Origin of the sequence: Pseudomonas sp. TH49 (assembly GCF_016650625.1) — a bacterium.
Classification (GTDB): domain Bacteria; phylum Pseudomonadota; class Gammaproteobacteria; order Pseudomonadales; family Pseudomonadaceae; genus Aquipseudomonas; species Aquipseudomonas fluorescens_H.
In genome coordinates, this window is sequence record NZ_JAEKFL010000002.1 from 1791256 (window position 1) to 1814965 (window position 23710).

The 23710-nt window shown below is 55.9% G+C and carries 20 protein-coding genes and 1 pseudogene; 4 read left to right on the forward strand and 17 right to left on the reverse strand.

Translation table 11 applies throughout. The features are described from left to right. Positions 1–146 precede the first annotated feature (146 nt). The gene (locus JFU48_RS25275; RefSeq protein ID WP_201138044.1) at positions 147–761 is read right to left on the reverse strand and encodes an NAD(P)-dependent oxidoreductase; all 615 of its coding nucleotides are present in this window, start codon (positions 759–761) and stop codon (positions 147–149) included. Between the two features lie 137 nt (positions 762–898). Between JFU48_RS25275 and JFU48_RS25280 the strand changes: the two genes are divergently transcribed. Continuing rightward, positions 899–1813, forward strand: a complete 915-nt coding sequence (locus tag JFU48_RS25280; RefSeq protein WP_201138045.1) for a LysR family transcriptional regulator — start codon at positions 899–901, stop codon at positions 1811–1813. A gap of 18 nt (positions 1814–1831) precedes the next feature. Here JFU48_RS25280 and JFU48_RS25285 read toward each other — a convergent pair whose 3' ends face one another. From JFU48_RS25285 to JFU48_RS25300, 5 genes are all read right to left on the reverse strand, one after another. Then, positions 1832–2599, reverse strand: coding sequence for an IclR family transcriptional regulator (locus JFU48_RS25285; RefSeq protein ID WP_201138046.1), 768 nt, complete (start codon positions 2597–2599; stop codon positions 1832–1834). 121 nt (positions 2600–2720) lie between these two features. Next, positions 2721–3197: a hypothetical protein gene (locus JFU48_RS30095; protein ID WP_242486712.1), complete on the reverse strand. Its 477-nt coding sequence runs from the start codon at positions 3195–3197 to the stop codon at positions 2721–2723. Next, complete coding sequence (locus JFU48_RS30100) at positions 3176–4000, reverse strand: MFS transporter (RefSeq protein ID WP_242486713.1); 825 nt, start codon at positions 3998–4000, stop codon at positions 3176–3178. The genes JFU48_RS30095 and JFU48_RS30100 overlap by 22 nt, the downstream gene beginning before the upstream one ends. Positions 4001–4083: 83 nt before the next feature. Continuing rightward, positions 4084–5283, reverse strand: a complete 1200-nt coding sequence (locus tag JFU48_RS25295; protein WP_201138047.1) for a CaiB/BaiF CoA transferase family protein — start codon at positions 5281–5283, stop codon at positions 4084–4086. Next, complete coding sequence (locus JFU48_RS25300) at positions 5280–6221, reverse strand: hydroxymethylglutaryl-CoA lyase (RefSeq protein WP_201138048.1); 942 nt, start codon at positions 6219–6221, stop codon at positions 5280–5282. The genes JFU48_RS25295 and JFU48_RS25300 overlap by 4 nt, the downstream gene beginning before the upstream one ends. Before the next feature lie 330 nt (positions 6222–6551). Here JFU48_RS25300 and JFU48_RS25305 point away from each other — a divergent pair, with 330 nt between their 5' ends. Together JFU48_RS25305 and JFU48_RS25310 are read left to right on the forward strand one after the other, a co-directional pair. Then, the gene (locus JFU48_RS25305) at positions 6552–7478 is read left to right on the forward strand and encodes an SMP-30/gluconolactonase/LRE family protein (protein ID WP_201138049.1); all 927 of its coding nucleotides are present in this window, start codon (positions 6552–6554) and stop codon (positions 7476–7478) included. A gap of 107 nt (positions 7479–7585) precedes the next feature. Continuing rightward, entirely contained in the window at positions 7586–8872 is a 1287-nt protein-coding gene (locus JFU48_RS25310) for a CitMHS family transporter (protein ID WP_201138050.1), read from the forward strand. Positions 8873–9017: 145 nt separating this feature from the next. On the opposite strand, the pseudogene JFU48_RS25315 reads toward JFU48_RS25310, so the two are convergent. The 5 genes and pseudogenes from JFU48_RS25315 to JFU48_RS25335 form a co-directional block, all read right to left on the reverse strand. Continuing rightward, positions 9018–9511: pseudogene (locus tag JFU48_RS25315) on the reverse strand (AMP-binding enzyme); the annotation flags it as partial. 131 nt (positions 9512–9642) lie between these two features. Continuing rightward, complete coding sequence (locus JFU48_RS25320; RefSeq protein ID WP_201138051.1) at positions 9643–11064, reverse strand: efflux transporter outer membrane subunit; 1422 nt, start codon at positions 11062–11064, stop codon at positions 9643–9645. Next, positions 11061–14231 carry an efflux RND transporter permease subunit gene (locus JFU48_RS25325; RefSeq protein WP_201138052.1) on the reverse strand — a complete coding sequence of 1057 codons (3171 nt, stop codon included), beginning with the start codon at positions 14229–14231 and terminating at the stop codon, positions 11061–11063. The genes JFU48_RS25320 and JFU48_RS25325 overlap by 4 nt, the downstream gene beginning before the upstream one ends. A 10-nt stretch (positions 14232–14241) precedes the next feature. Beyond that, positions 14242–15435, reverse strand: coding sequence for an efflux RND transporter periplasmic adaptor subunit (locus tag JFU48_RS25330; protein WP_201138053.1), 1194 nt, complete (start codon positions 15433–15435; stop codon positions 14242–14244). 207 nt (positions 15436–15642) lie between these two features. Then, positions 15643–15807 (reverse strand): hypothetical protein, encoded by a 165-nt coding sequence (locus tag JFU48_RS25335; RefSeq protein WP_201138054.1) that lies wholly within the window; start codon positions 15805–15807, stop codon positions 15643–15645. A gap of 413 nt (positions 15808–16220) precedes the next feature. Between JFU48_RS25335 and JFU48_RS25340 the strand changes: the two genes are divergently transcribed. After that, positions 16221–17123, forward strand: coding sequence for a LysR family transcriptional regulator (locus JFU48_RS25340; protein ID WP_242486750.1), 903 nt, complete (start codon positions 16221–16223; stop codon positions 17121–17123). Between the two features lie 176 nt (positions 17124–17299). Here JFU48_RS25340 and metC read toward each other — a convergent pair whose 3' ends face one another. The 6 genes from metC to JFU48_RS25370 are packed head-to-tail and all read right to left on the reverse strand — an operon-like array spanning position 17300 to position 23702. Next, entirely contained in the window at positions 17300–20074 is a 2775-nt protein-coding gene (gene metC / locus JFU48_RS25345; protein ID WP_201138056.1) for a cystathionine beta-lyase, read from the reverse strand. A 25-nt stretch (positions 20075–20099) separates the two neighbouring features. Then, positions 20100–20756: a glutathione binding-like protein gene (locus JFU48_RS25350; RefSeq protein ID WP_201138057.1), complete on the reverse strand. Its 657-nt coding sequence runs from the start codon at positions 20754–20756 to the stop codon at positions 20100–20102. After that, entirely contained in the window at positions 20753–21349 is a 597-nt protein-coding gene (locus JFU48_RS25355) for a cysteine dioxygenase family protein (protein ID WP_201138058.1), read from the reverse strand. The genes JFU48_RS25350 and JFU48_RS25355 overlap by 4 nt, the downstream gene beginning before the upstream one ends. A 17-nt stretch (positions 21350–21366) precedes the next feature. Then, positions 21367–22203 carry an amino acid ABC transporter ATP-binding protein gene (locus tag JFU48_RS25360; RefSeq protein ID WP_201138059.1) on the reverse strand — a complete coding sequence of 279 codons (837 nt, stop codon included), beginning with the start codon at positions 22201–22203 and terminating at the stop codon, positions 21367–21369. Next, positions 22190–22978 carry an amino acid ABC transporter permease gene (locus tag JFU48_RS25365; RefSeq protein ID WP_201138060.1) on the reverse strand — a complete coding sequence of 263 codons (789 nt, stop codon included), beginning with the start codon at positions 22976–22978 and terminating at the stop codon, positions 22190–22192. The genes JFU48_RS25360 and JFU48_RS25365 overlap by 14 nt, the downstream gene beginning before the upstream one ends. Further along, positions 22968–23702, reverse strand: coding sequence for an amino acid ABC transporter permease (locus JFU48_RS25370; protein WP_201138061.1), 735 nt, complete (start codon positions 23700–23702; stop codon positions 22968–22970). The genes JFU48_RS25365 and JFU48_RS25370 overlap by 11 nt, the downstream gene beginning before the upstream one ends. Positions 23703–23710: the final 8 nt, after the last annotated feature.

The window sequence follows — 23710 nt, forward strand, 5'->3', positions numbered from 1 at the left end:
AAACCTCGTACGAAGAGAGGCTAGACTTCTGTCATCAGTGCCGCTATCTCCGAGGTATTTATCGCCACGACGCGCATTGGTAAACATATGGCAACATACCGCGCGCCGTGGAAATAAATTCGACCATTTTTGAGCGGCCGCCTCGATCAGTAGCCCACAGTAAAGCGTTGCTTCAAATGAGCAGGCTTTTCGATCTCATCAAGCAGAGCAACAGCAAAATCCTGGTAGCTGATCCAGCTGCGGCCTTTGCCGTCTGTCAGTAAGTCGTCGAGACCTGTACGAAATTTGCCAGTGCGTTCACCGGATAGAAACTCCATTGAAGGAGAAACAAAAGTCCAGACAAGCCCATGCTCCTGACGCAGAGCGGCAAGAAACTCAACCGCCGCGCTGGCTTCCGGTTTGTACTCCGCCGGGAAATGAGGGGAATCAAGCAAACGAGTACCGTCAGCCAAATTCAAACTGGCCGCACCTCCCACGACGATGAATCGATCAACATCGGATTGCTTCAATACGTTGATGAGGGTTCCAGGTACGAGCCCGGAAAAACGCACTGAGCTAATAACCACATCATGGCCGGCAATGGCTTTAAGTAATGCAGTTGAGTCGTTCAGGTCAACAGGCTTGAGGTTTAGATCTGGGCGCACGCCCAGCTTTGATGGGTCGCGCGCAATTGCAGTGACCGTATGATTTCTACTCAGTGCTTCAGCAACAAGTTGGGTTCCCACGTTACCGCTAGCACCGATGATGGCGATTTTGCTCATAAATAAGTACTCGAATCTATCGGGAGAAATTTGCGTTCTTGACGACCTTGTATGCAGCGAATCCCATAGTAACGACCGATTACCGTCCGAAAAATGCTAGAATTTACGATAGTTTGTCACTGATATCGGTCGAATAAATGGATAAGCTTGGCGCTATGCAGGTTTTCGTGACGGTTGTCGAGCGTGGCAGCATGTCAGCCGCCGCCGATAAACTCGGCCTCTCGCGGCAAGTGGTATCGCGCTATCTGGCGGAGCTGGAAACATGGGCTGGTGCACGTCTAATGCATCGCACAACACGCAAACTCAGCGTTACACCCGCGGGAATGGATCTGCTTCCAAGATGCCATCAGATCCTAGAGTTGACCAGCGACATCCAATCATCGCTGGCAGACCGCCCCGCTACGCCGTCAGGGTTGCTACGTGTGACTGTCAGTACATCGTTTGGACAAATGCACCTGGCACCCGCCATCGTCGAATACCTGCGACTTTATCCGCAGGTAGAAATCGATATTGTTTCAGCAGACCGCACGGTGAACCTGATCGATGAGCGCATTGACCTTGCCCTACGCATATCCAATGAACTCGATCCCCACCTTATTGCCAGGGAGCTAGCGCGGTGCAGATCGATAATTTGTGCTGCGCCCGCCTATCTTGCAGCACACGGCAAGCCACAAAGTCTCAACGAACTAAGCACGCACAATTGTTTGAGTCATTTTTATTTCGGGAAAAACATCTGGCACCTTGAGCATCAAGGCGTAGCCGTGTCGGTGCCCGTAAGTGGCAACATCCGAAGCAATGAAACCTCGACATTGATGCAAGCAACGCTGGCTGGAGGCGGTATAGCGATGTTACCGCGCTACCTTGCCATGCCGGCGCTTCACTCAGGAAAGCTGGTGGAGGTGTTGAGCGAATACCATGCCCCGAGTGCACGGCTTTATGCCGTCTATGCCTCTCGTAAAAACATGCCGACCAGCCTCAGGACACTGTTGGATTTTCTAGCTGCAAGGTTTCAGGGCAATCCAGATTGGGAATCGGCACTCGTTGCCCCGTAGAAGCCCAGCGGTTTTGATTTATGGGTTCAGCTTTTTCAGCGCGTCTAGCAACTCTGAATTACTTCCACCCAGAGCGCTTGTTGCAATGGCGGCGTTACGTAACAGGATCGACGCAGCGTTGGCGATATGTTCCTGTAACAAGCGGTCAGACGGGCCTGACAAAGTGAGCGCGCCCTTCAACTCAAAACCCATTGCAAATACCGGCACCGATACCGCAGTCGTTTCGGGGTCCCTCTCACCAAAAGAACTAGCCCAAAAGCGCTCACGAACCTCGGTTAACAAGGGATCACCCTGTCGAGAAAACGCCCGAAGAACCTTCCCTGACGCACCGGCATGCAAAGGAAAACGCGCACCTTCAAGGACGGATACACGCACTGCCCGCTTGGGTTCAACCCGAAACAATACGACGCGACTGCCATTTTCGAGCACGTAGAAAGAGGACGTTTCACCGCTCTCCTCAGTAATGGACTCCAGCAACGGATGGATGACATCACGCAAACGGAAAGAGGCTTGATAGAGCTGCGATAAACGAAGAGGTTCGGGCCCAACCGAATAACTGCCATCGCTGAGCCGCCGCACAAATCCGGCCTTTTCCAACGAAGCAATCAATCGCAGGATCGTGCTTTTATAAAGGCCGGTGCGCCTCGCGAGTTCCGCCAGCGTCAGGCTTTCCTGCTCGACTTGGAAAGCGGCAAGAATCGAAAAAGCTCGATCGACAGCGGCGACACCGCTCCCTTCCACGCCGTTGGACTGATTAGAAAAGTTTGCGTCAGTGTCGGTGTTCATATCAACTCAACGTCAGGTATAAGCCCCGCAAATCCTCGAGGACACGAGGGTCGTCGAGATCGTCCGCAGAACATAATAAGTGCGGCTAAGATACCTTCTGAGTCTCATTGGGGCCAGCGTGTCACTCCTCGCGAAGAAACAGCCGCAAGGAAAGCACCATCCCGGCGGCCACGAACATGATGCACCCCATTACCATCAGACCTGCAGTGAACGAGCCAGTGTAGTCCTTGAGAAACCCCATCAAATAAGGCCCCACGAAACCGCCAAAGGCGCCAATTGAGTTAATCAAGGCTATCCCGCCCGCCGCGGCTTGGCCGCGCAGGAATTTGCCCGGCAGCGTATAAAAAATGGTCTTGCCGGCAATCGTGCCGACCAACGCCAGGGTGATACCGGCCAGTGCGGGCGCCAATGCATTGATCTGCAGGGCAAACAGCAGCGCCACTCCGGCAAGGAACATCGCAAGCGTCAGGTTGAAAATGCCCTTGCCGGTGCGGTCAACGTGTTTGGCCCACATCAACAGGCCGACAGTGGCAAAGAAGTAGGGAATCGCCGCGACCCAACCAATCATGCTGACTTCTACACCGTGCGCCTTGAGCATCTGTGGCAACCAGATGCCGATGCCGTAAGAACCCGTGGATCCTTGAGCGCGGCTTTGAAACCAAGACTGTGTTGGCTCTTGCTTTGCTCTTCAGCCAGCATACCGACAATCAATTCGCGCTCGCTGGGTGACAGCCATTTAGCTTGCGCTGGATGGTTGGTCAGCACTTTTAATGTGATCAATCCCAAAATACAGGCAGGGATCCCTTCAATAATGAACATCCACTGCCAGCCCGCCAGACCGAGAAAACCATGCATCTGCAAAAGCCAAATGGACAGTGGCCCGCCTACCAGAAACGAAATAGGGGTCGCCACCGTAAACCATGCAAGTACCCTTGTGCGGTATTGCGCCGGAAACCATAAGGTCAGGAAAAATATAACGCCTGGAAAAAAACCTGCTTCAGCGATACCCAGAATTAGTCGCACCATATAGAAGCTGTAAGGCCCTACGACCAAAGCCGTTGCAGCCGCCGCCAGACCCCAAGTGATCATGATCCTAGCCATCCATAACCTAGCGCCAAATCGAAACATAGCCAGGTTGCTGGGCACCTCGCACAAGCAGTATCCAAAAAACATGATCCCGGCGCCGAGGCCAAACTGGGTGGCTGTGAGCCCCAATTCTTCGGTCATCTGCAGCGCCGCATAGCCGACGCTAGTGCGGTCCAGATAGTTGAAAAAATAAGCCAGCGCAAGCAATGGGATCAGACGCCATGCTGCTTTTTGAAGCACGCGAGTCTGTTCGGCATCAAGGGGGCGTGCCGTGGCGCTTTTAGGGGCCTGCGGAGATGTCGTGACAATAGCCATGACGGGGTCCTCGACTTTATTTTTATATGGCTGACGGCGGGAATTACCGCCAGCGGATGTGTTGAAGGCAAACTTGAGAACGGCTAGCGGACTATCCCTCGTCCACGCAAGGCTTCTATGTCGCCTGATGCGTAGCCCATCTCTTCAAGCAATGCCTCGGAATGGCTGCCCAACTGAGGCACATTCAAGCGAGCGTCCAGACGCCGTCCGTTCATCTCGAATGGAAGCATTGGGACCTTCACTTCTTCTCCACTTTCCAGGACTAAGTGGGCCAAACCTCCGGATGCATTCAGGTGCACATCCTCAAATAGGTCCTGCGGACGCTGGATTGGAGAAAACGGCAGCCCTGCGCGCTCACACAGGTCCATGACCTGCTGCTTGCCGAGACTCGCAAGTCGCTCTTTAACCAGAGGCAAAATTTTCGCGCGAGCCTGAACACGCTGAGTGTTTCTGGCTAGATCAGGGTCACGCCCAAGCTCTTCAAAACCGAAAGCGTGACAGAAGCTGACCCATTGGCTGTCGCTCACCACCCCCATGAAGACCTGCTCATCATCAAGGGTGCTGAAGACATCGTAGATTGCCCACGCCGAAAGACGGCTCGGCATCGGCGCTGCCGGCTTGCCCGTGGTCGCCATTTGCATCATGTGTTGTCCGACCAGGAAGGCCGAATTTTCAAAGAGGCCGGTTTGGACAAACTGCCCTTCGCCGGTCGCGTTGCGTTGCCAAAGTGCTGCAAGGATCGAGATGGCACTGAACATGCCGCCCATCACGTCGTTAACCGATGCGCCGGCTCGCAGCGGGCGACCCTCCGGCCCGGTCATGTACGCGAGCCCGGTCATCATCTGCACAACTTCATCCAATGCCGTACGGTGTTCGTAGGGGCCAGGCAAAAAACCCTTCATCGAGCTGTAGATGATGTCGGGCTTGATCGCTTTTAAGTCTTCATAACTCAGACCAAGCTTTTCCATTGCGCCGGGTCGAAAGTTCTCGGTGACCACATCCGCGCTTTCAATCAGCTTGCGAACCGCGGCCATGCCTTCCTTCGTTTTGATATCGACAGCAAAGCTTTTCTTGTTTCGGTTGTACGTTACCCAGTAACCCGCGCCGGAACCCGTCAAGCGCCGCGTGTTATCGCCTTCGGGCGTCGGCTCGACTTTGATGACTTCCGCGCCCAAGTCGGCAAGCACCAAACCGCAGGTCGGGCCCATCACCATGTGCACGAACTCAACAACCCGGATTCCAGCCAGTGGTAGTGACTGGATGTTCTGATTTTGCAAGCTCATCGAGCGCCTCCGGCGTAGTGAAAGTTTTTACCCACGCCAGCGTCAGGGATGAATCCGTAAAGCGGTTCGCCAGGCAGCCCTTGTTTGAGCCACTCACGGGCGGCGACCAGTTTGTCGATGTCGACGCCGGTATGCAGCCCCATGGATTCGAGCAGATAGACCAAATCTTCAGTCACGATGTTGCCCGAGGCGCCTGGTGCGTAAGGACAGCCACCGAGCCCACCTTGGGACGCGTCGATCGTCGTGACGCCAACGTCCAGCGCGGCAACCACATTGGCTAGCCCCTGACCGCGTGTGTTATGGAAATGAGCGCTGCCCGCCTTGCCACCTATCGAGCCGCGCAACCGGGTAAATAGACGGCGAACCTGAGCAGGATTCGCGTATCCCACGGTGTCGGCTAGCCCGACCTCGTCAACGCCCAACTCGACCATGCGTAAAGCCATGTGGATCACATCATCTTCAGGGACTTCGCCTTGAATAGTGCAGCCAAATACTGTCGACAAGCCGGACTCGATTTCCACCTGCGGAAATTGTTCGTTGCGAAGCCGCACGATAGAACGCACTTCTTCGTAAACCTGTTCATGTGTCTTGCGAATGTTGGCCAACGAATGTGGTTCGCTGACCGAAATGGGCATCGTGATTTTATGCACGCCCGCTTTGAACGCTGCCTCCGCACCTTTGAGGTTCGGGACCAGGGCAGTCACAAATACGTCCGATCTTTTGCGCAAGTGAGCAACCAATTGTGCTGCATCGGCCATTTGGGGCAGCAATTTTGGTGAGACAAACGATCCGACTTCGATTTCTCTGAGTCCGGCATCTGCTAAAGCAGTCAGCCACTTTAGCTTCAGCTCCGTCGACATCGTCGCGCCTACGCTCTGCAAACCATCACGCGGGCCGACCTCACTGATCAGAATGTCTACGTTTTTTTTATCGTTCATCGCCGGATCTCCGGAATTGATCTTAATCGTTCCGCTTAACAGAACACCGTTCTGAAATAAATCATGAGCGCAACATTTCCTACTGTCAACGCCAACGCCACCTATCCGGTATTGGCAGCCCTGAAATTTTCAAACGATAAAAAAGCCATACGACCGCCTTAGGTACATCCTTGCAGCGGATGACGGGTTGACAAGAAAGGAAATAGCAACGACATTTGTTCTGTCAGAAGATATTATGTTCTGTCCAATAGAACAAAAATGCTGCGAAAAGATAAGCGCACCTCAATTCGGTGAGTGCTTTCTCCACCGCCCTGCGTAGGAGTTGATCCTGTGAGCCTGTATGCCCCGCCACGCGACTTACCGACCCGAGTGTTTACGACATTGCCGCAAACCTTTTGGAAAGACGGCGATTCCGATTGGGTTCGCGCTAACAAACCTGGGCAGAAGGTCAAAAGTTTTCTGGAGGGACCGTCCTTCGACGTGCAGGGAAACCTTTACGTAACCGACATTCCTTACGGCCGAATTTTCAGAATTGACCCACAGGGAAACTGGACGCTTGTCAGCGAATACGACGGCTGGCCCAACGGCTTGAAGATCCATCGCGACGGCCGGGTTTTCATCGCTGACTACAAAAACGGAATTCTTGTCCTCGACCCCGAAACCGGCTCAGTCGCGCCGTTTTTGACGCACAGCCGCAGCGAAGGATTCAAGGGCGTCAACGATCTGTTTTTTGACATGAGCGGCAAGCTCTACTTCACCGATCAAGGACAGACCGGCCAACAGGATCCCACCGGCCGGGTGTTTTCTTACGATATGGACAAAGACATTCTGACCCGACTGATCGACAACGGACCGAGCCCGAACGGGCTGGTCATGGATCTCCAGCAGAATGCGCTATTAGTCGCAATGACTCGCGGTAATGCGATCTGGCGTCTGCCGATCCAGCGTGACGGGGGTACCAGCAAAGTAGGTATCTTTACCGCCATGGCTGGGGGCGTCAGTGGCGCCGATGGAATGGCACTGGACTGGGCCGGAAATCTGTATGTGTGTGATGCGGGAAATGCCTGTGTCTGGGTATTTGATCCCCACGCCGTGCCGCTCTACCGCATTCGGTCTTGCACCGATGGGCGCACCCTTACCAACCTGGCGTTCGGTGGTGAGGGCAACAGGCAACTGTTCATCACCGACTCGTCCACCAACACGGTCTTGGTCGCCGACCTCGAACACGCCGGGCTACCGATGTTTTCCCACCGCTAACCGCATCAAGCGCTGAAGCCTGTGTACCGCGTACACGGGATCAATTCGGCCGCAGAAAAGCGCGTTTTCACCGCGCCAGCCCTACAAGACTAATAAAAGGGATACCCATGTTGATCTTCTTAAGCTACGCCATGATCGTTTGCTTCATGTACCTGATCATGAGCAAGCGCCTTTCACCCTTGGTAGCTCTACTGCTTGTCCCTGTTGTATTCGGATGCTTGGGCGGATTTGCGACCCAACTCGGCACGATGATGTACGACGGCGTGAAAATGCTTGCGCCCACCGGCATCATGCTGACATTCGCAATCCTCTATTTCTGCCTGATGACTGACGCGGGGCTCTTCAATCCAATGATTAAAGTGTTGCTGCGTCTCGTGAAGGGCGACCCGCGCAAGATCGTCGTGGGCACTGCCGTTCTGGGGCTGTGCATTGGACTTGATGGTGACGGCGCAACAACTTACATAATCGCCACCGCGGCCTTCCTGCCACTTTACCGCCTGACCGGCATTCGCCTGCAAGTGATGGCGACCGTTCTACTGATGGCCATTGGCGTGATGAATATCCTGCCGTGGGCGGGGCCGTTTTCTCGGGCCGCGAGTGCCATGCATGTCGACATCACCGAACTGTTTATAGCGATGGTGCCGATCATGGTCGCCGGGGCCGTATGGGTGGTGCTTGCCGCCTGGTGGTTGGGACACATGGAATATCGCCGGCTCGGTGTGGTGACAGTCAGTGAGGACGCCGTGCTCCAGGGATACGCACATATCCGCCTTAAAGATCCGCGTTTTCTGTTTAACGTTGTACTGACGCTGACGCTGATCACCGGCATGATGCTCAGCCTGATGCCCTTGCCGATCCTGTTCATGCTGGCTTTCGGGCTTGCTTGCTTGGTCAACTACCCGAGCCTGAAACAGCAGAAAGAAGTCATCGCTCGGCATGCTGATAATGTCATGGCCGTTACCCTGCTCATCTTTGCCGCCGGGATTTTCGTCGGCATCATGAGTGGCACCGGGATGATCAAGGCGATCTCGGATAACCTCATCGTAATCCTGCCGCAACAGGCCGGGCATTACATGTCGTCGATTACTGCCTTATTGAGCATGCCGTTTACGTATGTACTGACAAACGATGCATTTTATTTTGGCGTGTTACCCATCCTCGCGGAATCAGCAGCTCACTACGGCATAGGCCCGAAGGAAATGGCGATTGCATCGCTCATTGGCCAACCCGTTCACTTGCTCAGCCCTCTGGTCGCATCGACCTATTTATTATGTGGATTGCTGGGCATCGACTACGGCGATAACCAACGAGTCTCCTTGAAATGGACACTGGGGACTGTGGTGGCAATGCTAATCGCGGCGATCGGAGTCGGGGCGATCTCGATTATCTATTAGGACGTGGAACATCGGTGCCCATACCGAGGACACCAATGTTTCGTTGAACGGAATGCGAGACGCTAATGGTCAGTGCAAGCGCTCTTGTCCCTGATTCGGCAAGCCATATCCCACTGCTCTGACGAACTTGAAAGTCACCGTGCTTTTAAAAATCCGAAGCCCAGTCGCGTGATAGATATTTTTGGATCTTGCCGGTCGAGGTTTTCGGTAATTCGGTGAAAGCCACTGTTTTTGGCGCTATGAAGCCCGCCAAACGCTTACGGCAGAACGGAATAATGTCGGCTTCTTCAGTACCCTAAAAATTTTTCTTGAACCTGATGAAGGTGCAGGGAGTTTCGCTCAACTTTTTATCCGTGCGTGCCACTACTGCGGCCTCCAGTACAACTGAGTGACGGTATAAAACATTTTCGACCTCGATAGTTGAGATGTTCTCGCCGCCAGAAATGATGATTTCCTGGAGAAGATCCTAGATTTCGACATAGCCGTTCGGGTGACGGAGAGCCAAATCGTCAGTATGGAACCTGCCGCCCTCGAACACTTCATTGGTCGCTTTGGGTTTTTTCAGACAGCTCCGATGACAGTGTTTCTACGCATGAAAAACTCGCCAATACTCGTACAGTCCCGGGGGTACGCCTCCACAAGCTACCTCCTGAGTTTTCGAATGGGTCTACGAACAGCAAACAGCAAATAATAGGCAAAAAAAACCCCGTGACCGAATGAGACACGGGGCAAAAAAGGTTGGTACACCCAACCAAAGGAGACTTGAAGGATTACTTGCTGGCCAACGCCTCCGGCGCCCAGCCGCCGCCAAGGGCTTTGTAGATCGCGACGATGCCCCGATACAGGTCCACCTCGGCCATAGCCTGGGTATCTTCGGCTGCCAGCCGCTCGCGCTGGGCGTCGAGCAGGACGAGAAAATCTACGGTGCCTTCGCGATAGCGAATTTCTGCCAGATCGGCAGAGACACGGCTCGATTCACTCTGACGAATCAGCGATATCAACCGTCGCTGCCGTTTGCTGTAATCACTGAAAGCGTTTTCCGATTCTTCCAGTGCCAGCAGTACCTGTTGCTCGTAGGTCGCCAGGGCGCCTTCGGCATCGGCATCTGCACCGCGCAAACGGGCCCGAACGCTGCCCAGGTCAAACGCTGCCCAGGTGATGCTAGGGCCGAGCGCCCAGGCATTGGCTGCCGAGGAACCGATCTGCGATCCACGTCCGGCGGTAAAACCGAGGAATCCGCTAAGGCTGACGCGAGGGAACAAATCAGCCTTGGCCACGCCGATGCGGGTGGTGGCCGACGCCAGTTTGCGTTCGGCGCTGAGGATGTCCGGACGACGTTGCAGCAGCTCACCTGGATCACCAATCGGCAAAGCCTTGGCGATGGCTGGCAAATCTTTAGGGCTCAGGTCCACGGTCAGTTTGTCCGGACGTTCGCCCAGCAGGGTGGCGATACGGTTTTTCTGCCGAACCTGTTCAGCTTGCAGTTGCGGCACACTGGCTTCGACAGACGCCAGGCGAGCATCGGCGCGGACCACATCGAGATGATCGCCGACGCCGGCATCACGCAGGCTGACGGTGATCTTGCTCGACTCCTGCTGATTCTTCAGGTTGGCCAGGGCGATCTTTTCCCGCAGTTGTGCACCGCGCAGTTGACCGTAAGCGTCCACCAGTTCGGCAATCATGGTGACTTGCAGTTGGTACAGATCCGCTTCAGCCGCTTGCTGCTCGGCGTTGGCCGATTCCAGGTTGCGCTGGATGCGGCCGAACAGGTCGATCTCCCATGCCATGTCCAGGCCCAGATCGTAGTGTTCGCTATTGACCCGCTTGCTGGTCTGGCCGGGGATTTGACCCTTGGCCAGGTCACTGCTGGCGCGGCCGGTGATGGTCGGCATGGCATCATTGCTGACGTCATCGCGGATCGCCCGGGCCGCTTTCCAGCGGGCGAAAGCGACGCGCAAATCACGGTTGCCGTCCAAAGATTGGATCACCAACTGGTTAAGGGTCGGGTCTTCAAACTGCTGCCACCAGATGCCTTCGAAACGCGAGCGGTTGAAGTTCGTTTGACCGCTGGCGCCTTCGGAGGCGGCCGTGATGTTGGCAGCCTCCGTGGCAGGGGTTTTATAGTCCGGGCCGACGGAACAGGCGCTCAACGCCAACAAAAGCAAGCTAGGCAGGAACTCTTTCAGGCTCATCGTTGCGACTCCGCTTTCAGGACCGTAACCGCTTGCCGTGCTTCATCCCGCGTCGCCAATTTACGCAGCGCCACATAGAACACTGGTGTCAAGAACAAACCGAACAACGTAACGCCCAGCATGCCGGCAAACACAGTAACGCCGGTGGCCAAGCGGACTTCACTGCCTGCACCATGGCCTATCAACAGAGGTACTGAACCAGCAATGAATGCAACGGAGGTCATGATGATCGGGCGAAGTCGCAAATGGCAGGCTTGCAGCGCTGCCTCGACGATGGTCCTGCCTTGCATTTCCAGTTCTCGGGCAAACTCCACGATCAAGATGGCGTTCTTGCAGGCCAGGCCCATCAGTACCACTAGTCCAACCTGAACGAATACATTGTTGTCGCCGCCGGTAAGCCACACGCCTACCAATGCCGAGCACATGCACACGGGTACGATCAGGATGACTGCCAACGGTAGTGTCCAGCTTTCATAGAGTGATGCCAGCACCAGAAAGACCAACATCACCGCCAATGGAAACACAATCAGTGCCGCATTGCTTTGACTTACCTGCTGGTAGCTCAAGTCGGTCCATTCCAACTCGATACCGCGCGGGAGCACTCGCTCGGCAATCTCGGTGAGCTTGGTAATGACCTGCGCCGATGAGAAAACTTTAGGGTCGGCATCCCCAATCACGTCCGCTGCTGCCACCCCGTTGTAGCGAATCACAGGATCCGGACCAAAAGTCGGCTCAACGGTCACCATCGAACCGATAGGCACCATTTCGCCGCGGTCATTACGGGTGCGCAGGTTGCCTATATCTTCAGCAGTCTGGCGATGCGTAGTATCCGCTTGGGCCATAACACGATAGACGCGGCCGAATTGGTTGAAATCATTGACATACACGGAGCCCAAATAGGTTTGCAGCGTGTCGAAAAGATCGGTCAGCGATACACCTTGGCCCTTGGCCTTGGAACGATCGACATTGACTTCCAATTGCGGAATGTTTGCTTGATAGGAACTGACTGGGTAAGTCATGCCTGGGGTCTGAGCGACTTCCGCTAGGAACGAGTTCAGAGCATTTTGCAGCGCGCCATACCCCAATCCGGCTCGATCTTTAAGGTACAGCGAATACCCGGATCCGTTGCCCAACCCTTGGATCGGAGGCGGCAACAGTGCATAGGCCGCGCCATCCTTGATTGCCGCGAACTTGGCGTTGAGTTCGTCGTTAATTGATGCAGCACTGCGGGTCCGCTCATCGAACGGTTTGAGGATGATGTACAACGCCGTGAGATTCGGAGTGTTGACGTTTTGCAGCGCATTCAATCCGGCATATGCGGGCACCATATCAACACCTTCGACCCCTTTGGCAATATCGATCATCTGCCGGGTCACGGCGTCCGTACGAGATAGGGAAGCCCCTTCCGGCAATTTTGCGCCGCCGAACAGGTAGAGTTTGTCTTGAGTAGGAATGAAGCCGCCCGGCACCTGCTGGAACAACATCGCAGTACCGCCAAGCAGCAATGCGTAGACAAAAAATACTGCGCCGCGCCGTCCCAACGTCCGCGAGACGGCGCCGGTGTAACGCTCGGAGCTACGCAGAAAAAACCTGTTGAAAGGTCGGAACAACCAACCCAGTGCGGAGTCAATCAGCCGCGACAAACCGTCCTTGGGTGCGTCGTGGCCACGCAGCAATTTGGCGGCCAGGGCCGGCGATAAAGTCAACGAATTGACCGCGGAAATCACCGTTGAAATAGCGATAGTCACGGCGAACTGTTTATAGAACTCACCCGTGACACCGCTGAGAAACGCCATTGGCACGAACACCGCGCACAGCACCAGGGAGATGGCGATGATCGGCCCCGATACTTCACGCATCGCCTTGTGCGCGGCGTCTCGCGGATTCAAGCCTTCTTCGATGTTGCGCTCGACGTTTTCCACCACCACGATCGCATCGTCGACCACGATGCCGATGGCCAGCACCAGGCCAAACAACGTCAAGGTGTTGATCGAGTAACCTAGTAAATAGAGAAAGGCGAAAGTGCCGACCACCGATACTGGAACCGCGATCAACGGAATAATGGAAGCCCGCCAGTTTTGCAAAAACAGGATGACCACCAACACCACCAGCAACACCGCTTCAAAGAGCGTGTGCTGCACGGAACTGATGGATTCACGCACGAATACAGTCGGGTCCCATATCGCTTTGTAGGCAACATCTTTGGGAAAATCCGCCGCCAGCTGATCAAATTTCTTGTAGACCTGATCGGCCACGCCCAACGCGTTAGCGCCTGGAGACAGGAAGATACCGGCAGTCGTCGCGTTATGTTGATCCTGCAAGGCACGCATCGTGTAGTCGCCAGCACCAAGCTCAATGCGGGCGACGTCGCCCAATCGGACGAGTTGGCCGTCTGTGCCTTTTTTCAGCACGATGTCAGCAAACTCTTTTTCACTGCGCAAACGTCCGCGAACGTTGATCGAAATCAGCGAATCATTGGCTTCCGGTGAAGGTTCTGCGCCGAGTTGGCCGGACGACACCTGGACGTTCTGCTCACGCACGGCGTTCAGCGCATCACTGGCGGTGAGGCTGCGCGACGCCAGCTTGTCGGGGTCGAGCCAAAGGCGCATCGCATAGTCGCCTGCACCGTACAAACCGACGTCCCCGATCCCGCGAATACGGGATAACTCGTCCTTCACATGCAGCGTCATGTAGTTGCGCAAGTACAACGAGTCGTAAGTGTTGGTAGGCGAATAAAGGCTGACATACATCAGTGGCGTGGGCGATTGCTTCTGAGTGGTGACGCCGTACTGACGTACCTGCTCGGGTAATCGCGAAAGCGCCTGGCTGACGCGGTTTTGAACCCGTACGGCCGCAGTGTCAGGATCGACATTGGGCAGGAAGGTGACCACTACTTGCAGGCTCCCGTCTGAACCGGCAACCGACTTCAAGTACATAATGCCTTCTACGCCATTGATCGCTTCCTCAAGCGGCGTTGCGACGGACTCGGCAATCTCCTTGGGATTGGCACCGGGATAGGTAGCTCTCACCACGACACTCGCCGGCACGACTTCTGGGTATTCGCTGATGGGCATCAATGGAATGGCAATAAGGCCAACGGCAAATGTAATGATCGCCAGTACAATCGCAAAAATCGGCCGATCGATGTAAAACTTGGAAAAGTCCATGCTCGGCCCCTTAATTCTGCGTGGTGGTCATGGCGACTTCAGAGGGCTTAAGAGCCATGCCTGGGTAAAATATGCGCTGAATGCCGCCGACTACGACTTTGTCACCAGGTGACAATCCTGATTCGACGATGCGCAATCCATCGTGCATACGCCCCAACTGAATGTCTTTGCGCTCAGCCGTGTCGCCGGCTCCGACGACGTAAACATATTTGCGATCCTGGTCGGTCAGAACTGCCTTGTCATCGATTAATATCGTCGAGGTTTCGACGCTACTAGCCAGTTGCACGCGGGCAAAAAGACCTGGTGTGAACATCCGGTTTTTATTGGAAAGGGTCGCACGCAGGCGAATGGTGCCAGTGGCCGGGTCGACCTGATTGTCCTGAAAGTCGACGTTGCCTGTATGAGGAAAACCCTGTTCGTTGGCCAGCCCAACGCGCACGCCAAGCTGAGCGGCGTTACCTTTTGCACTGCGTGCTTGTTCGCCATAACGCAAATAGCTGTGTTCATCCGGGTCGAAATACACATACACCGGATTCTGCGATACGACCGAAGTCAGCAGTGTCTGATCCGCAACAGCCAGGTTACCCGGCGTTAACGCTGCACGACTGACTCGACCGTTGATTGGGGATCTGACCTCAGTAAACTCGAGATCCAGCTTGGCCAAAGCCACAGCAGCGATGGCATCTTGAACATCCGCTTGGCTCTGATTGAAGTTAGCCCGTCGGGTATCGGCTTCTTCCTTCGAGATGGCATTGTTTTGAACCAGCACTTTGGCCCGCTGATCTTGAGCCTCGTTCATCACAACTGACGCTTTTGCCCGTTCCAGTCGAGCAAGAGCACTGCTCAGTGCCGCTTGGTACTTGCGGGGATCAATTTGGAATAATGAATCGCCCTTACGAACCTCATCACCTTCCTTGAACACTATTTTTTGGACATAGCCTGTCACACGCGGACGCACCTCCACCGAGTCGACTGCGCTGATTCTTCCATTGAACTCATCCCATTGCCGGACAGGACTCAGGGTCACAGTGGCAAAATCCACTTCGGTTGCGGCAGTAGTTGCCGCAGAATCTTTATGTTCGTTACAGCCCGAAAGAACCAGAGCAACCAACAAAACCCCGAAGGTGTTTCTAGTATTACGTAAAGGCTGGAAGGCTATAGCTAATTCGTGAAACGTCGTCCGAGTATGGGTTGGCGCTCTCATTGAATCATTGTCCTTTGTATTACGAAGAGCGCGCACTCGGATATCGAATTAGATAAGGAGAAACAAGTCGAATGAAGCCACCTAATGACGCGCTGCAAAACCAAAAACAAAAAACGACCATTGCAACTACAAAAAAATTTACCAATACATTGTTCTTATTAATTTTAGCAAATTTCTTTTTACTAAAGCCGCGTTAAATTTATAAAATTAAGCCATCCGCCCTTGCGGTGTGCGATCCGAACCATCAGCGGCTAAGCTTTGACTATATGAGCTTTCATTGGCCTTTGCCTGCGGCGTTGGCTGCTCTGCAGCAGGCAACGCAAGAGTGACACCAGATACCGCCAACAAAAACAATCCAAGTAGCTTTTTCATTTTCATTTTCTCTTAAGGTAGTGAGTAAATAATCCAGATAAGCAGAGGCTAAAGAAAACGCTGAGATCTACAGCGCCTCCATAGCATTCAGTTCAAGACTAATCTTTGATTTTTATAAAATTCGGTGCAAAAACGAATAAATCATGCCGAACCAATGGCGAGAGTGGTCAATTTAATATTTTAACGCCAATGCCAAATACTCGAGCATTATCATTGCCTGACCTACAACACTGTGTAGAACATCAAATATCTCGTATCGCAGCCATTTTGCGGATCACCCGATTATGCGAATGCTTATCGATGCCTCAGGAATGGAACAACTTTAACTGATCAATTTTTTAGGATAAAGTAGCAAAATTCGTTTTAACTATACGGTAATCGGTATAATCATGGCATTTGATCGGTTGCAAGCTATGCGCGCATTCTGCCGAATCGTCGAGGTGGGGAGCTTTAGTGCTGCCGCGGATTCGCTAGGGATCCCTAAAACTACGGTATCTGGGCACGTACAGAGCTTGGAAGCGCAGCTTGGTATAAAGCTTCTGCACCGGACGACCAGAAAAGTCTCTTCCACAACTGATGGAGCTGCTTACTATGATCGTGCGCTTGCGATTGTCGCTGACGTGGATGAGTTGGAAGCCTCTCTTATCCAGAGTCGTAATATCGTTCGCGGACGAGTCAAAATAGAAATGCCATCACCGGTCTGCACGCAGTTGGTCATCCCCGCGCTGCCGGCCTTCACGACACTTTATCCTGATATAAATTTAGATATTGGCAGCACTGAGAGAGTGGTTGATCTCGTACAAGAAGGTGTGGACTGCGCACTGCGAGGCGGAGACATTCAAGACCAAGATTTAATTTGTCGCCCTATTGGCCATATGCGTTTTTGTCTCGTTGCATCTCCCAAATACCTTTCTAGCGCCCCACCTATTGTGCAACCTACGGACCTTTACTCCCATCGATATATGGCTTTTAAATTTCCCACTTCAGGGAAGCAATACATCTTGACACTTCGAAGAGGAACAGAGGTTCATAAGGTTGAGAAACCCGGCTGGATCTATTTGAACAACGGAAGTGCACTATTGGCAGCGAGCCTAGCCGGGCTCGGGATTAGCTTTGCTACGCGCGCCGAAGCTGCGTCTTACCTGTTAACCGGAGAGCTTGTAGAAATATTGCCAGATTGGCAATTGGAGAGCTTACAGATTAGCTTAGTATACCCGTATACACGTCACCTTTCGACAAGAGTGCGGATTTTTGCAGACTGGGCAGCCGAACTTATGGCTAACAATCCACTTTGGGCGATTCAGGCAGACAACTGAGATATTTTAATCTGTCTATCGTAGCGTGCTTGAATGAAATATTCTTAAGGCAGCGGACTTATTAATACCATTTGGTCGCTTCACTCATCATCTGCTTGGGGCATTTGCAAATTGCGACCATAATTTCGAGACAGGTATTTGCTAATATAGCCGCCACCTCAAAAACTCGATACTCCTTATCTCTCGATGCAATACGCTGAAGGAGACGATGCTGCAAATCCCCGCTCCAAATCTTCGATCAATGCGTCGACATCCTCGAGCCCGATGTGTAAGCGCAGCACCGAATTCAATGAGCGATCCGCCGCACTGTGGCGGTCGCTGGTGTCTGCCACGGTGATCAGGCTTTCGTAGCCGCCCCATGAGGCGCCCAACCCGAACAGCTGCAGCCCATCGATAAAGCGCTCGACATAAGCGTCGTCCGCCTCGTCCAGTTCAAAGGACAACAAGCCATTGCTGCCGTTGAAGTCCCGTTGCCACAGAGCGTGGCCAGGGTGAGCGGGCAAGGCCGGATGGAAAACCCGCTTCACCTGCGGTTGCGTTTGCAGCCAATGAGCGACCTCCAGCGCCTGGCGCTCATGCACCTCCAGTCTCGGCGCCAGCGTTCTTGCGCCGCGCAGTACCAGATAGGCGTCGTCTGGGCTGACGGTGATGCCAAAGGTGTCGCTTATGGAGGCCAGTGGTTGCCAGATCTCTTCGCGGGTGCAGACGCTGCCCATGACCACATCGCTGTGGCCGCACAGGTACTTGGTCAGCGCCATGATCGAGATGTCCGCACCCAGGGTGAGCGGTCGGAACAGGTAACCCGAGCCCCAGGTGTTGTCGACAGCTAGCAGGATGCCACGCGATTTGCACAGCGCCGCAATGGCCGGCAAGTCGCAGAGTTCGTACAGCAAGGAGCCCGGCACTTCGGTGTAGACCATTTTGGTGTTGGCTTGCAGTTTCGCCTCCAAGTCGCTGCCGTCCGGGGCGAAATAGCTGACGTGGATGCCGAAGGGTTCGAGAAACTCTCGGGCCAGACGCCGAACCGGTGCGTACACCGCGTCGGTGATCAGCACATGATCGCCGGGGCGCAGGTACGCCAGAAAGGTCTGCGCGACTGCTGCCAGGCCCGTGCCGAACAAGCGCGTGCGATACCCCCCTTCCAGCTCGGTGACCAAGTCTTCGAGGGCGAAGGCCGTCGGGTTGCCGCGGGCGCCATAGTTCAACACTCGTTCGCTATCACGACGAGCGCGTGCCTCACGCATTTGTGCGAGGTTGTCGAACAGCACGGTGCTTAAACGCGTGACCGGCACGTTGACCGAGCGACTGCCAGTGCCTGGCTCGGTGCGGCCGGAATGGACCAGACGAGTACGCACTCGCGGGTCCTGAGAAGGCTGAGATTGCAGGGGTTTCAGACTGGCAATCTCATCGTCGCTCATCTGCGCCAGCAAACCGATTTCCCACGCCAGGTACTGCCGCGCCGCATCCTTGTTGCCGGCGTGGCGATCATGGGTGAAGAACAGGAAATCGATGCATTGATCATTGGCAGGTGTGCCCGGGCTTTCCTCCACGGTATAACCCGCCGCATGCCAGGCCGCGAGTCCGCCGTCCAACAGTCGCAGGTGTGCACGCTGGGGTTCGGGCAATTCCTGCGCAGCGTATGCGGCCAGCAATGGATCATCGGCCAGCAACACCAAAGGGCGGCGCTCATCGGCGACGTGCGTCGCCAGCAACGAACGGATCGACCAACGTGAGCCGGCAATATGGCCCTTGCGGAAGGTCATGCTCGGGCGCAGATCGACTAACGCGACGGCGTTATCCTTCAACGCATCGGCCAGCGCCAACGGCGAGATCAATGGCAACGACTCTTCAGCGTCAACCTCGATTGCGGGCAACGCCAGACCGCTGTTCACGCCACCTTCAAGTACATAGGCGTCATGCCCCAACTGCCGCAGCCAACTGGCGACAATCGGTGCGCGCACGCCGTCGCTGTCGATCAACACCAACCGCGCCCGACGCACACCGACGTACAGATCGGTGGATTGAATCAACTGCCCGCCCGGCGTGTGTTGTGCACCGGAAAGACTGCCGGCGGCAAACTCCTCGGCGGTGCGCACGTCACACAGAAACAGACTGCGCCCGGCCTCATCGGCCCATTGCGCGACTTGCCCGGCCGCAACGGTTTTCACCCCTGCGCGCTCTGCCAGTCGGGTAGCGGCCACACGCTGTACGGCCAAAGGTTCGACCGACACGGCATCGGCATAACGCCGGCTGCTGCCATGTTCCAGCTGAAAATCTTCGAGATACCAGCCCTGAGTGCCGTTCTCCAAGGCGTAGATCGGGTTCTTCAAACCCAGGTTGATCAGTGTTTGCGCGCCGATGATGCTGCGGGTTCGCCCGGCGCAATTGACCACGATCGGCGTGTTTTCGTCCGGCACCAGATCATGGATGCGATAACCCAGTTCCCCGTTCGGGCAGCACACCGAACCGGGAATGGTCATCTTGCGATACTCATCGAACGGCCGACCGTCCAGCACCACCAGCGGCTCGCCACGGGATTGCCAGTCGGCCAGCTGCTGCGCAGTGACGTGCGGCGTGTGACTGGCCTCTTCCACCAACTCGCCAAAGGCCTTGGACGGCACATGCACACCGGCGAATAGCTGATAACCGGCAGCCTGCCAGCCCTCGGCACCGCCCTCGAGAACGTGCACGTGGTCGTAATCCAACGCCTGAAGGCGCTGAGCGGAGCGTGCAGCGACATCGCCACCATTCTGGTCATAGATCACCAGCCGCACCTGAGGGTTCGGCGCCAGACGCCGCACCTCCAGTTCCAGTCGGCTGTAGGGCAAATTCACCCCGAAAAACAGATGGGCCTCGCCATACTGGCCGTGCTCGCGCACATCAAACAGGGCGATTTCCTGTCCGTCGAACAGCCACTGCTGCAATTGCCCTGGGGTTACGGTCTGGCTCATGGAAGTCCCGTTTGCAAAAAAGAAATTATTGAAGCGCGAGAGATCGCTCATTGGCCGCCACTTCGCGGCCCTTCGCATAGGCCCGCTGAATCGCCGGACGCGCCTTGAGGCGTTCGCGCCAGGCGTGAATGTGCGGGAAGTCCGCCAGGTCCTGGCCCTGACGCAGCGGCTGAATCCACGGGAAGATCGCCATGTCGGCGATGGAGTACTCGCCCGCCACGAATGGCACCTCGGACAGACGCGTTTCCAGCACCCGATACAACCGCGTCGCTTCGGCATTCAGCAGGTCGAGGGCGAACGGGATCGGTTGCGGCGCCTTCTCCTTGAATACCTGCAACTGGCTCAGGTACGGCGTGATATGCCCCACTTGCCAGAACAGCCACTCCTGGACTTTCTGCCGCTCGACGCTGCCGGCCGGGGGCAGAAAACGCCCGGCCTTATCGGCCAAATAGTTGAGGATGGCCCCGGACTCGAACAGGTTCAGCGGTTCGTTCAGCCCCTCAGGCGTATGGTCGACAATCGCCGGGATCCGCCCATTGGCGCTGATCCGCTTGAACGTCGCCTGCGTCTGTTCGCCTTCGCGGATGTTGATCGGCACCACCCGGTAATCCACCTCGAGTTCTTCGAGCAAGATGCCGATCTTCAAGCCGTTGCCGGTCGGCCAGTAGTAAAGATCGATCATGCGTAAGCCTTGATCGACGGCGCCATTTGCGAGGCGTTGTAATTGAGAATGCGCCCATCGGCCTCAACACCGTAACGGCCGTTGAGGGATTCCAGCGGCAGGCCGTAGAGATGGAAATGCAGGGTCGCCTGCTCGCCTTCGACGCGAATGCCGTGCAGGTCTTCGCCGAGAAACGAGATGGAGGTGCCGGGTTGCACGATCACTTCTTTTTGCAGATGCAACGTGGTGAAACCGGGCTCGCGACCCTCGTCGTCTCGGCCATACACGTAGTTGATTTCCTGGCCTTCGACGGCACTGATGATCGCCCAGGTTTCGTGGTTGTGCGCGATCGTGCTTTTGCCCGGCAGCAACGAGTTCAAGTACAGCGTCGGCGTGTCACCGTCGTCATTCAGACGGTAGCGAAACGCGGTGCTGCCCTGCCCCGGCACCGGTGCCGGGAACGCGTCGAAATTGAACAGGTCACGGCGCTCGGCCAGGGTTTCGAGCAAGGCAACGATGTCCGCCAGGGCGGCGCGGTCGACGCCGCGTTGATTGATGACGCGGATTTTCTTCAGGAAATCCTCGATGACGGCGGCACGGTTTTCGGTACTCATGAACAGGCTCCTCGGTGTTATACGGACAGGCTGTAGCGCCCCAGGTTGGTCAGCAGATATGGGTCGTCGGCAACGGCGGGACGGCGCCCCGGATCACCCAAGGCATGGCGCAGGAATTCCTGGGTGCGCTCACTGGTCGGGCGTTGAAAAATCTGTTCGGCGCTGCCGTGTTCGACGATCACGCCGTTTTCGGTGAAGTAGACGATGTCGCTGATTTCTTCGGCGAAGCGCATCTCGTGGGTGACCAGCACGCAGGTCATGCCCTCCTCGGTCAGCTCGCGAATCACCGTCAGCACTTCGCCGACGGTTTCCGGGTCAAGGGCCGAGGTCACTTCATCGAACAGGATCAGTTCCGGGCGCATCGCCAGCGCCCGGGCAATCGCCACGCGCTGTTGCTGACCACCGGACAACTGTCCCGGATTGGCATCGGCCTTGTGCTCCATACGCACTTTCGCCAGCAAGGCCCGTGCGTCTTTTTCGGCATCGGCGAGGCTGCGGCCCAACACCTTGCGCGGCGCAATCACCAGGTTCTCCAGCACCGACAAATGCGGGAACAGGTTGTACTGCTGGAACACAAACCCCACACGCTTGCGCAACTCGATGCGCTGGACTTCCTGCGCGAGGTTATGGACCTCGGTGGCGCCGACGCGGACGGTTCCGCGCTGCGGCTGCAGCAGCCCGGTGATGCAACGCAAAATGGTCGATTTGCCGGAACCGGACGGGCCGATGATCGACACCGCCTGGCCGCGATGCACGTCAAGGTCGATGCCTTTGAGCACCGGATTGCTGGCGAACGACAGGTGCAGATCGCGCAGGCTGACCAGAGGCTCGGCGACGGTTTCAGTAGAAGGCATAACGTCGCTCCAGGCGTTGGGTGAGACGGGAAATCGGGTAGCAATAGGCGAAGAACAGCACCAGCAGGCTCAGGTAAATCACCAAGGTGAAGCCGGTCATGTTCACGGTGTTGCTGGCGATCTGCGCGGTGTCGATCACGTCATGCACGCCTACCAGAGAGGCCAGCGCCGTGCCCATGGTGATCACCGCGTAGAGGTTCATCCACGGCGGCAACATGCGCTTTAAGCACTGTGGCAGGATGATCGAACGGAAAATCTGCCCGCGGGTGAACGCCAGCGATCGCGCCGCTTCCCACTGCGTGCTCGGGATAGAAGCGATGGCGCCACGGAAGATTTCCGCGACGTTGGCACTCGCCGGCAACGCCAGGCCGATCGTCACCTTGACCCAGTCCGGAAACGAGATAAAGGCGCTGCCGATCTTGATCTCGAACGGAAACACGTAGGTGGTGAAATAAATCAGCACCAGCCACGGCGCGTTACGGAAAATCTGCACCCAGATCCGTGCCGGCAAGCGCAGCAGACGCAGCGGCGACAACGCCAGCGCCCCCACCAACAACCCCAGCACCGAACCCAGCGCGATGGCGACCAGACTGATCAGAATGTTCTGGCCAAAGCCCACCGCCAGGGCCGGCGACCATTGCAGCAGCGCCTTCAGCACCGGGCTTTGCGGGGCGAACCACAGCAGCCAGAACCCGACACCGAGCAGCAACAGCAGCTTGCCGACATGCCGCCGCGGCCAGGCCACCGGCGCAGTCACGGACGATTCAATGGCCATAGCCGGGCATCCTCAGGCGCGCTTCGAGGTAGCGCCCCACACAATTGACGATAAAACTCAGCAGACCGAAAAAGCTCAGGATCAGGATCATCAGCTCCAGCACGTTATCGCTCTGGGTCCAGATCATGATCGACGCGTAGGTGATGTCGCCGACGGCAATCGCCGAGGCCACGGCGGTCATCTTCACCAGGTCAATCAGGTTGTTGATCAGCGACGGCAGCGCGAAGCGCAGGGCCAACGGCAGTTGCACATTCCACAGCAACTGACGAGCGCTGAACGCCAGCGAACTGGCCGCCTCCAGCGTCACTGCCGGCACGGCTTCGATGCCGGCGCGCAAGGCCTCGGCATGGAACGCGCCTTTGTGCAGCGAAATCACGATCACTACCCAGGCAAACGGCGTCAGCGGGTTCGCCGCGCCGACGGCCTGCGTCAGCAGCATGTTGAGAACGAGGAACGCGCAATAAAGCTGCACCAGCGTCGGCGTGTTGCGGGTGACTTCAACGAAGACCCGCGCCAGTTTCGCCAGCCATGGCTTGCCGGACGTCAGCATCGCCGCCAATCCGACCCCGGCGAGCAAACTGCCGACGATGGTGAACAGGCACAGCAATACCGTCGTCAGCGCGCCCTGTTCCAAGGTGCCGAGTTGATAGGCGTCCAGCAAAAAGCTGTAGTTCAGGCCTAACCCGGCGGTCCAATGGACAAAACTCTCAAGCCAGTAATGCATGGCACGCT

Coding starts and splice junctions, on each gene's coding strand:
- JFU48_RS25275 (WP_201138044.1), bottom strand. CDS start 761: ATGAGCAAAATCGCCATCATCGGTGCTAGCGGTAACGTGGGAACCCAA.
- JFU48_RS25280 (WP_201138045.1), top strand. CDS start 899: ATGGATAAGCTTGGCGCTATGCAGGTTTTCGTGACGGTTGTCGAGCGT.
- JFU48_RS25285 (WP_201138046.1), bottom strand. CDS start 2,599: ATGAACACCGACACTGACGCAAACTTTTCTAATCAGTCCAACGGCGTG.
- JFU48_RS30095 (WP_242486712.1), bottom strand. CDS start 3,197: ATGCTCAAGGCGCACGGTGTAGAAGTCAGCATGATTGGTTGGGTCGCG.
- JFU48_RS30100 (WP_242486713.1), bottom strand. CDS start 4,000: ATGGCTATTGTCACGACATCTCCGCAGGCCCCTAAAAGCGCCACGGCA.
- JFU48_RS25295 (WP_201138047.1), bottom strand. CDS start 5,283: ATGAGCTTGCAAAATCAGAACATCCAGTCACTACCACTGGCTGGAATC.
- JFU48_RS25300 (WP_201138048.1), bottom strand. CDS start 6,221: ATGAACGATAAAAAAAACGTAGACATTCTGATCAGTGAGGTCGGCCCG.
- JFU48_RS25310 (WP_201138050.1), top strand. CDS start 7,586: ATGTTGATCTTCTTAAGCTACGCCATGATCGTTTGCTTCATGTACCTG.
- JFU48_RS25320 (WP_201138051.1), bottom strand. CDS start 11,064: ATGAGCCTGAAAGAGTTCCTGCCTAGCTTGCTTTTGTTGGCGTTGAGC.
- JFU48_RS25325 (WP_201138052.1), bottom strand. CDS start 14,231: ATGGACTTTTCCAAGTTTTACATCGATCGGCCGATTTTTGCGATTGTA.
- JFU48_RS25330 (WP_201138053.1), bottom strand. CDS start 15,435: ATGAGAGCGCCAACCCATACTCGGACGACGTTTCACGAATTAGCTATA.
- JFU48_RS25335 (WP_201138054.1), bottom strand. CDS start 15,807: ATGAAAAAGCTACTTGGATTGTTTTTGTTGGCGGTATCTGGTGTCACT.
- JFU48_RS25340 (WP_242486750.1), top strand. CDS start 16,221: ATGCGCGCATTCTGCCGAATCGTCGAGGTGGGGAGCTTTAGTGCTGCC.
- metC (WP_201138056.1), bottom strand. CDS start 20,074: ATGAGCCAGACCGTAACCCCAGGGCAATTGCAGCAGTGGCTGTTCGAC.
- JFU48_RS25350 (WP_201138057.1), bottom strand. CDS start 20,756: ATGATCGATCTTTACTACTGGCCGACCGGCAACGGCTTGAAGATCGGC.
- JFU48_RS25355 (WP_201138058.1), bottom strand. CDS start 21,349: ATGAGTACCGAAAACCGTGCCGCCGTCATCGAGGATTTCCTGAAGAAA.
- JFU48_RS25360 (WP_201138059.1), bottom strand. CDS start 22,203: ATGCCTTCTACTGAAACCGTCGCCGAGCCTCTGGTCAGCCTGCGCGAT.
- JFU48_RS25365 (WP_201138060.1), bottom strand. CDS start 22,978: ATGGCCATTGAATCGTCCGTGACTGCGCCGGTGGCCTGGCCGCGGCGG.
- JFU48_RS25370 (WP_201138061.1), bottom strand. CDS start 23,702: ATGCATTACTGGCTTGAGAGTTTTGTCCATTGGACCGCCGGGTTAGGC.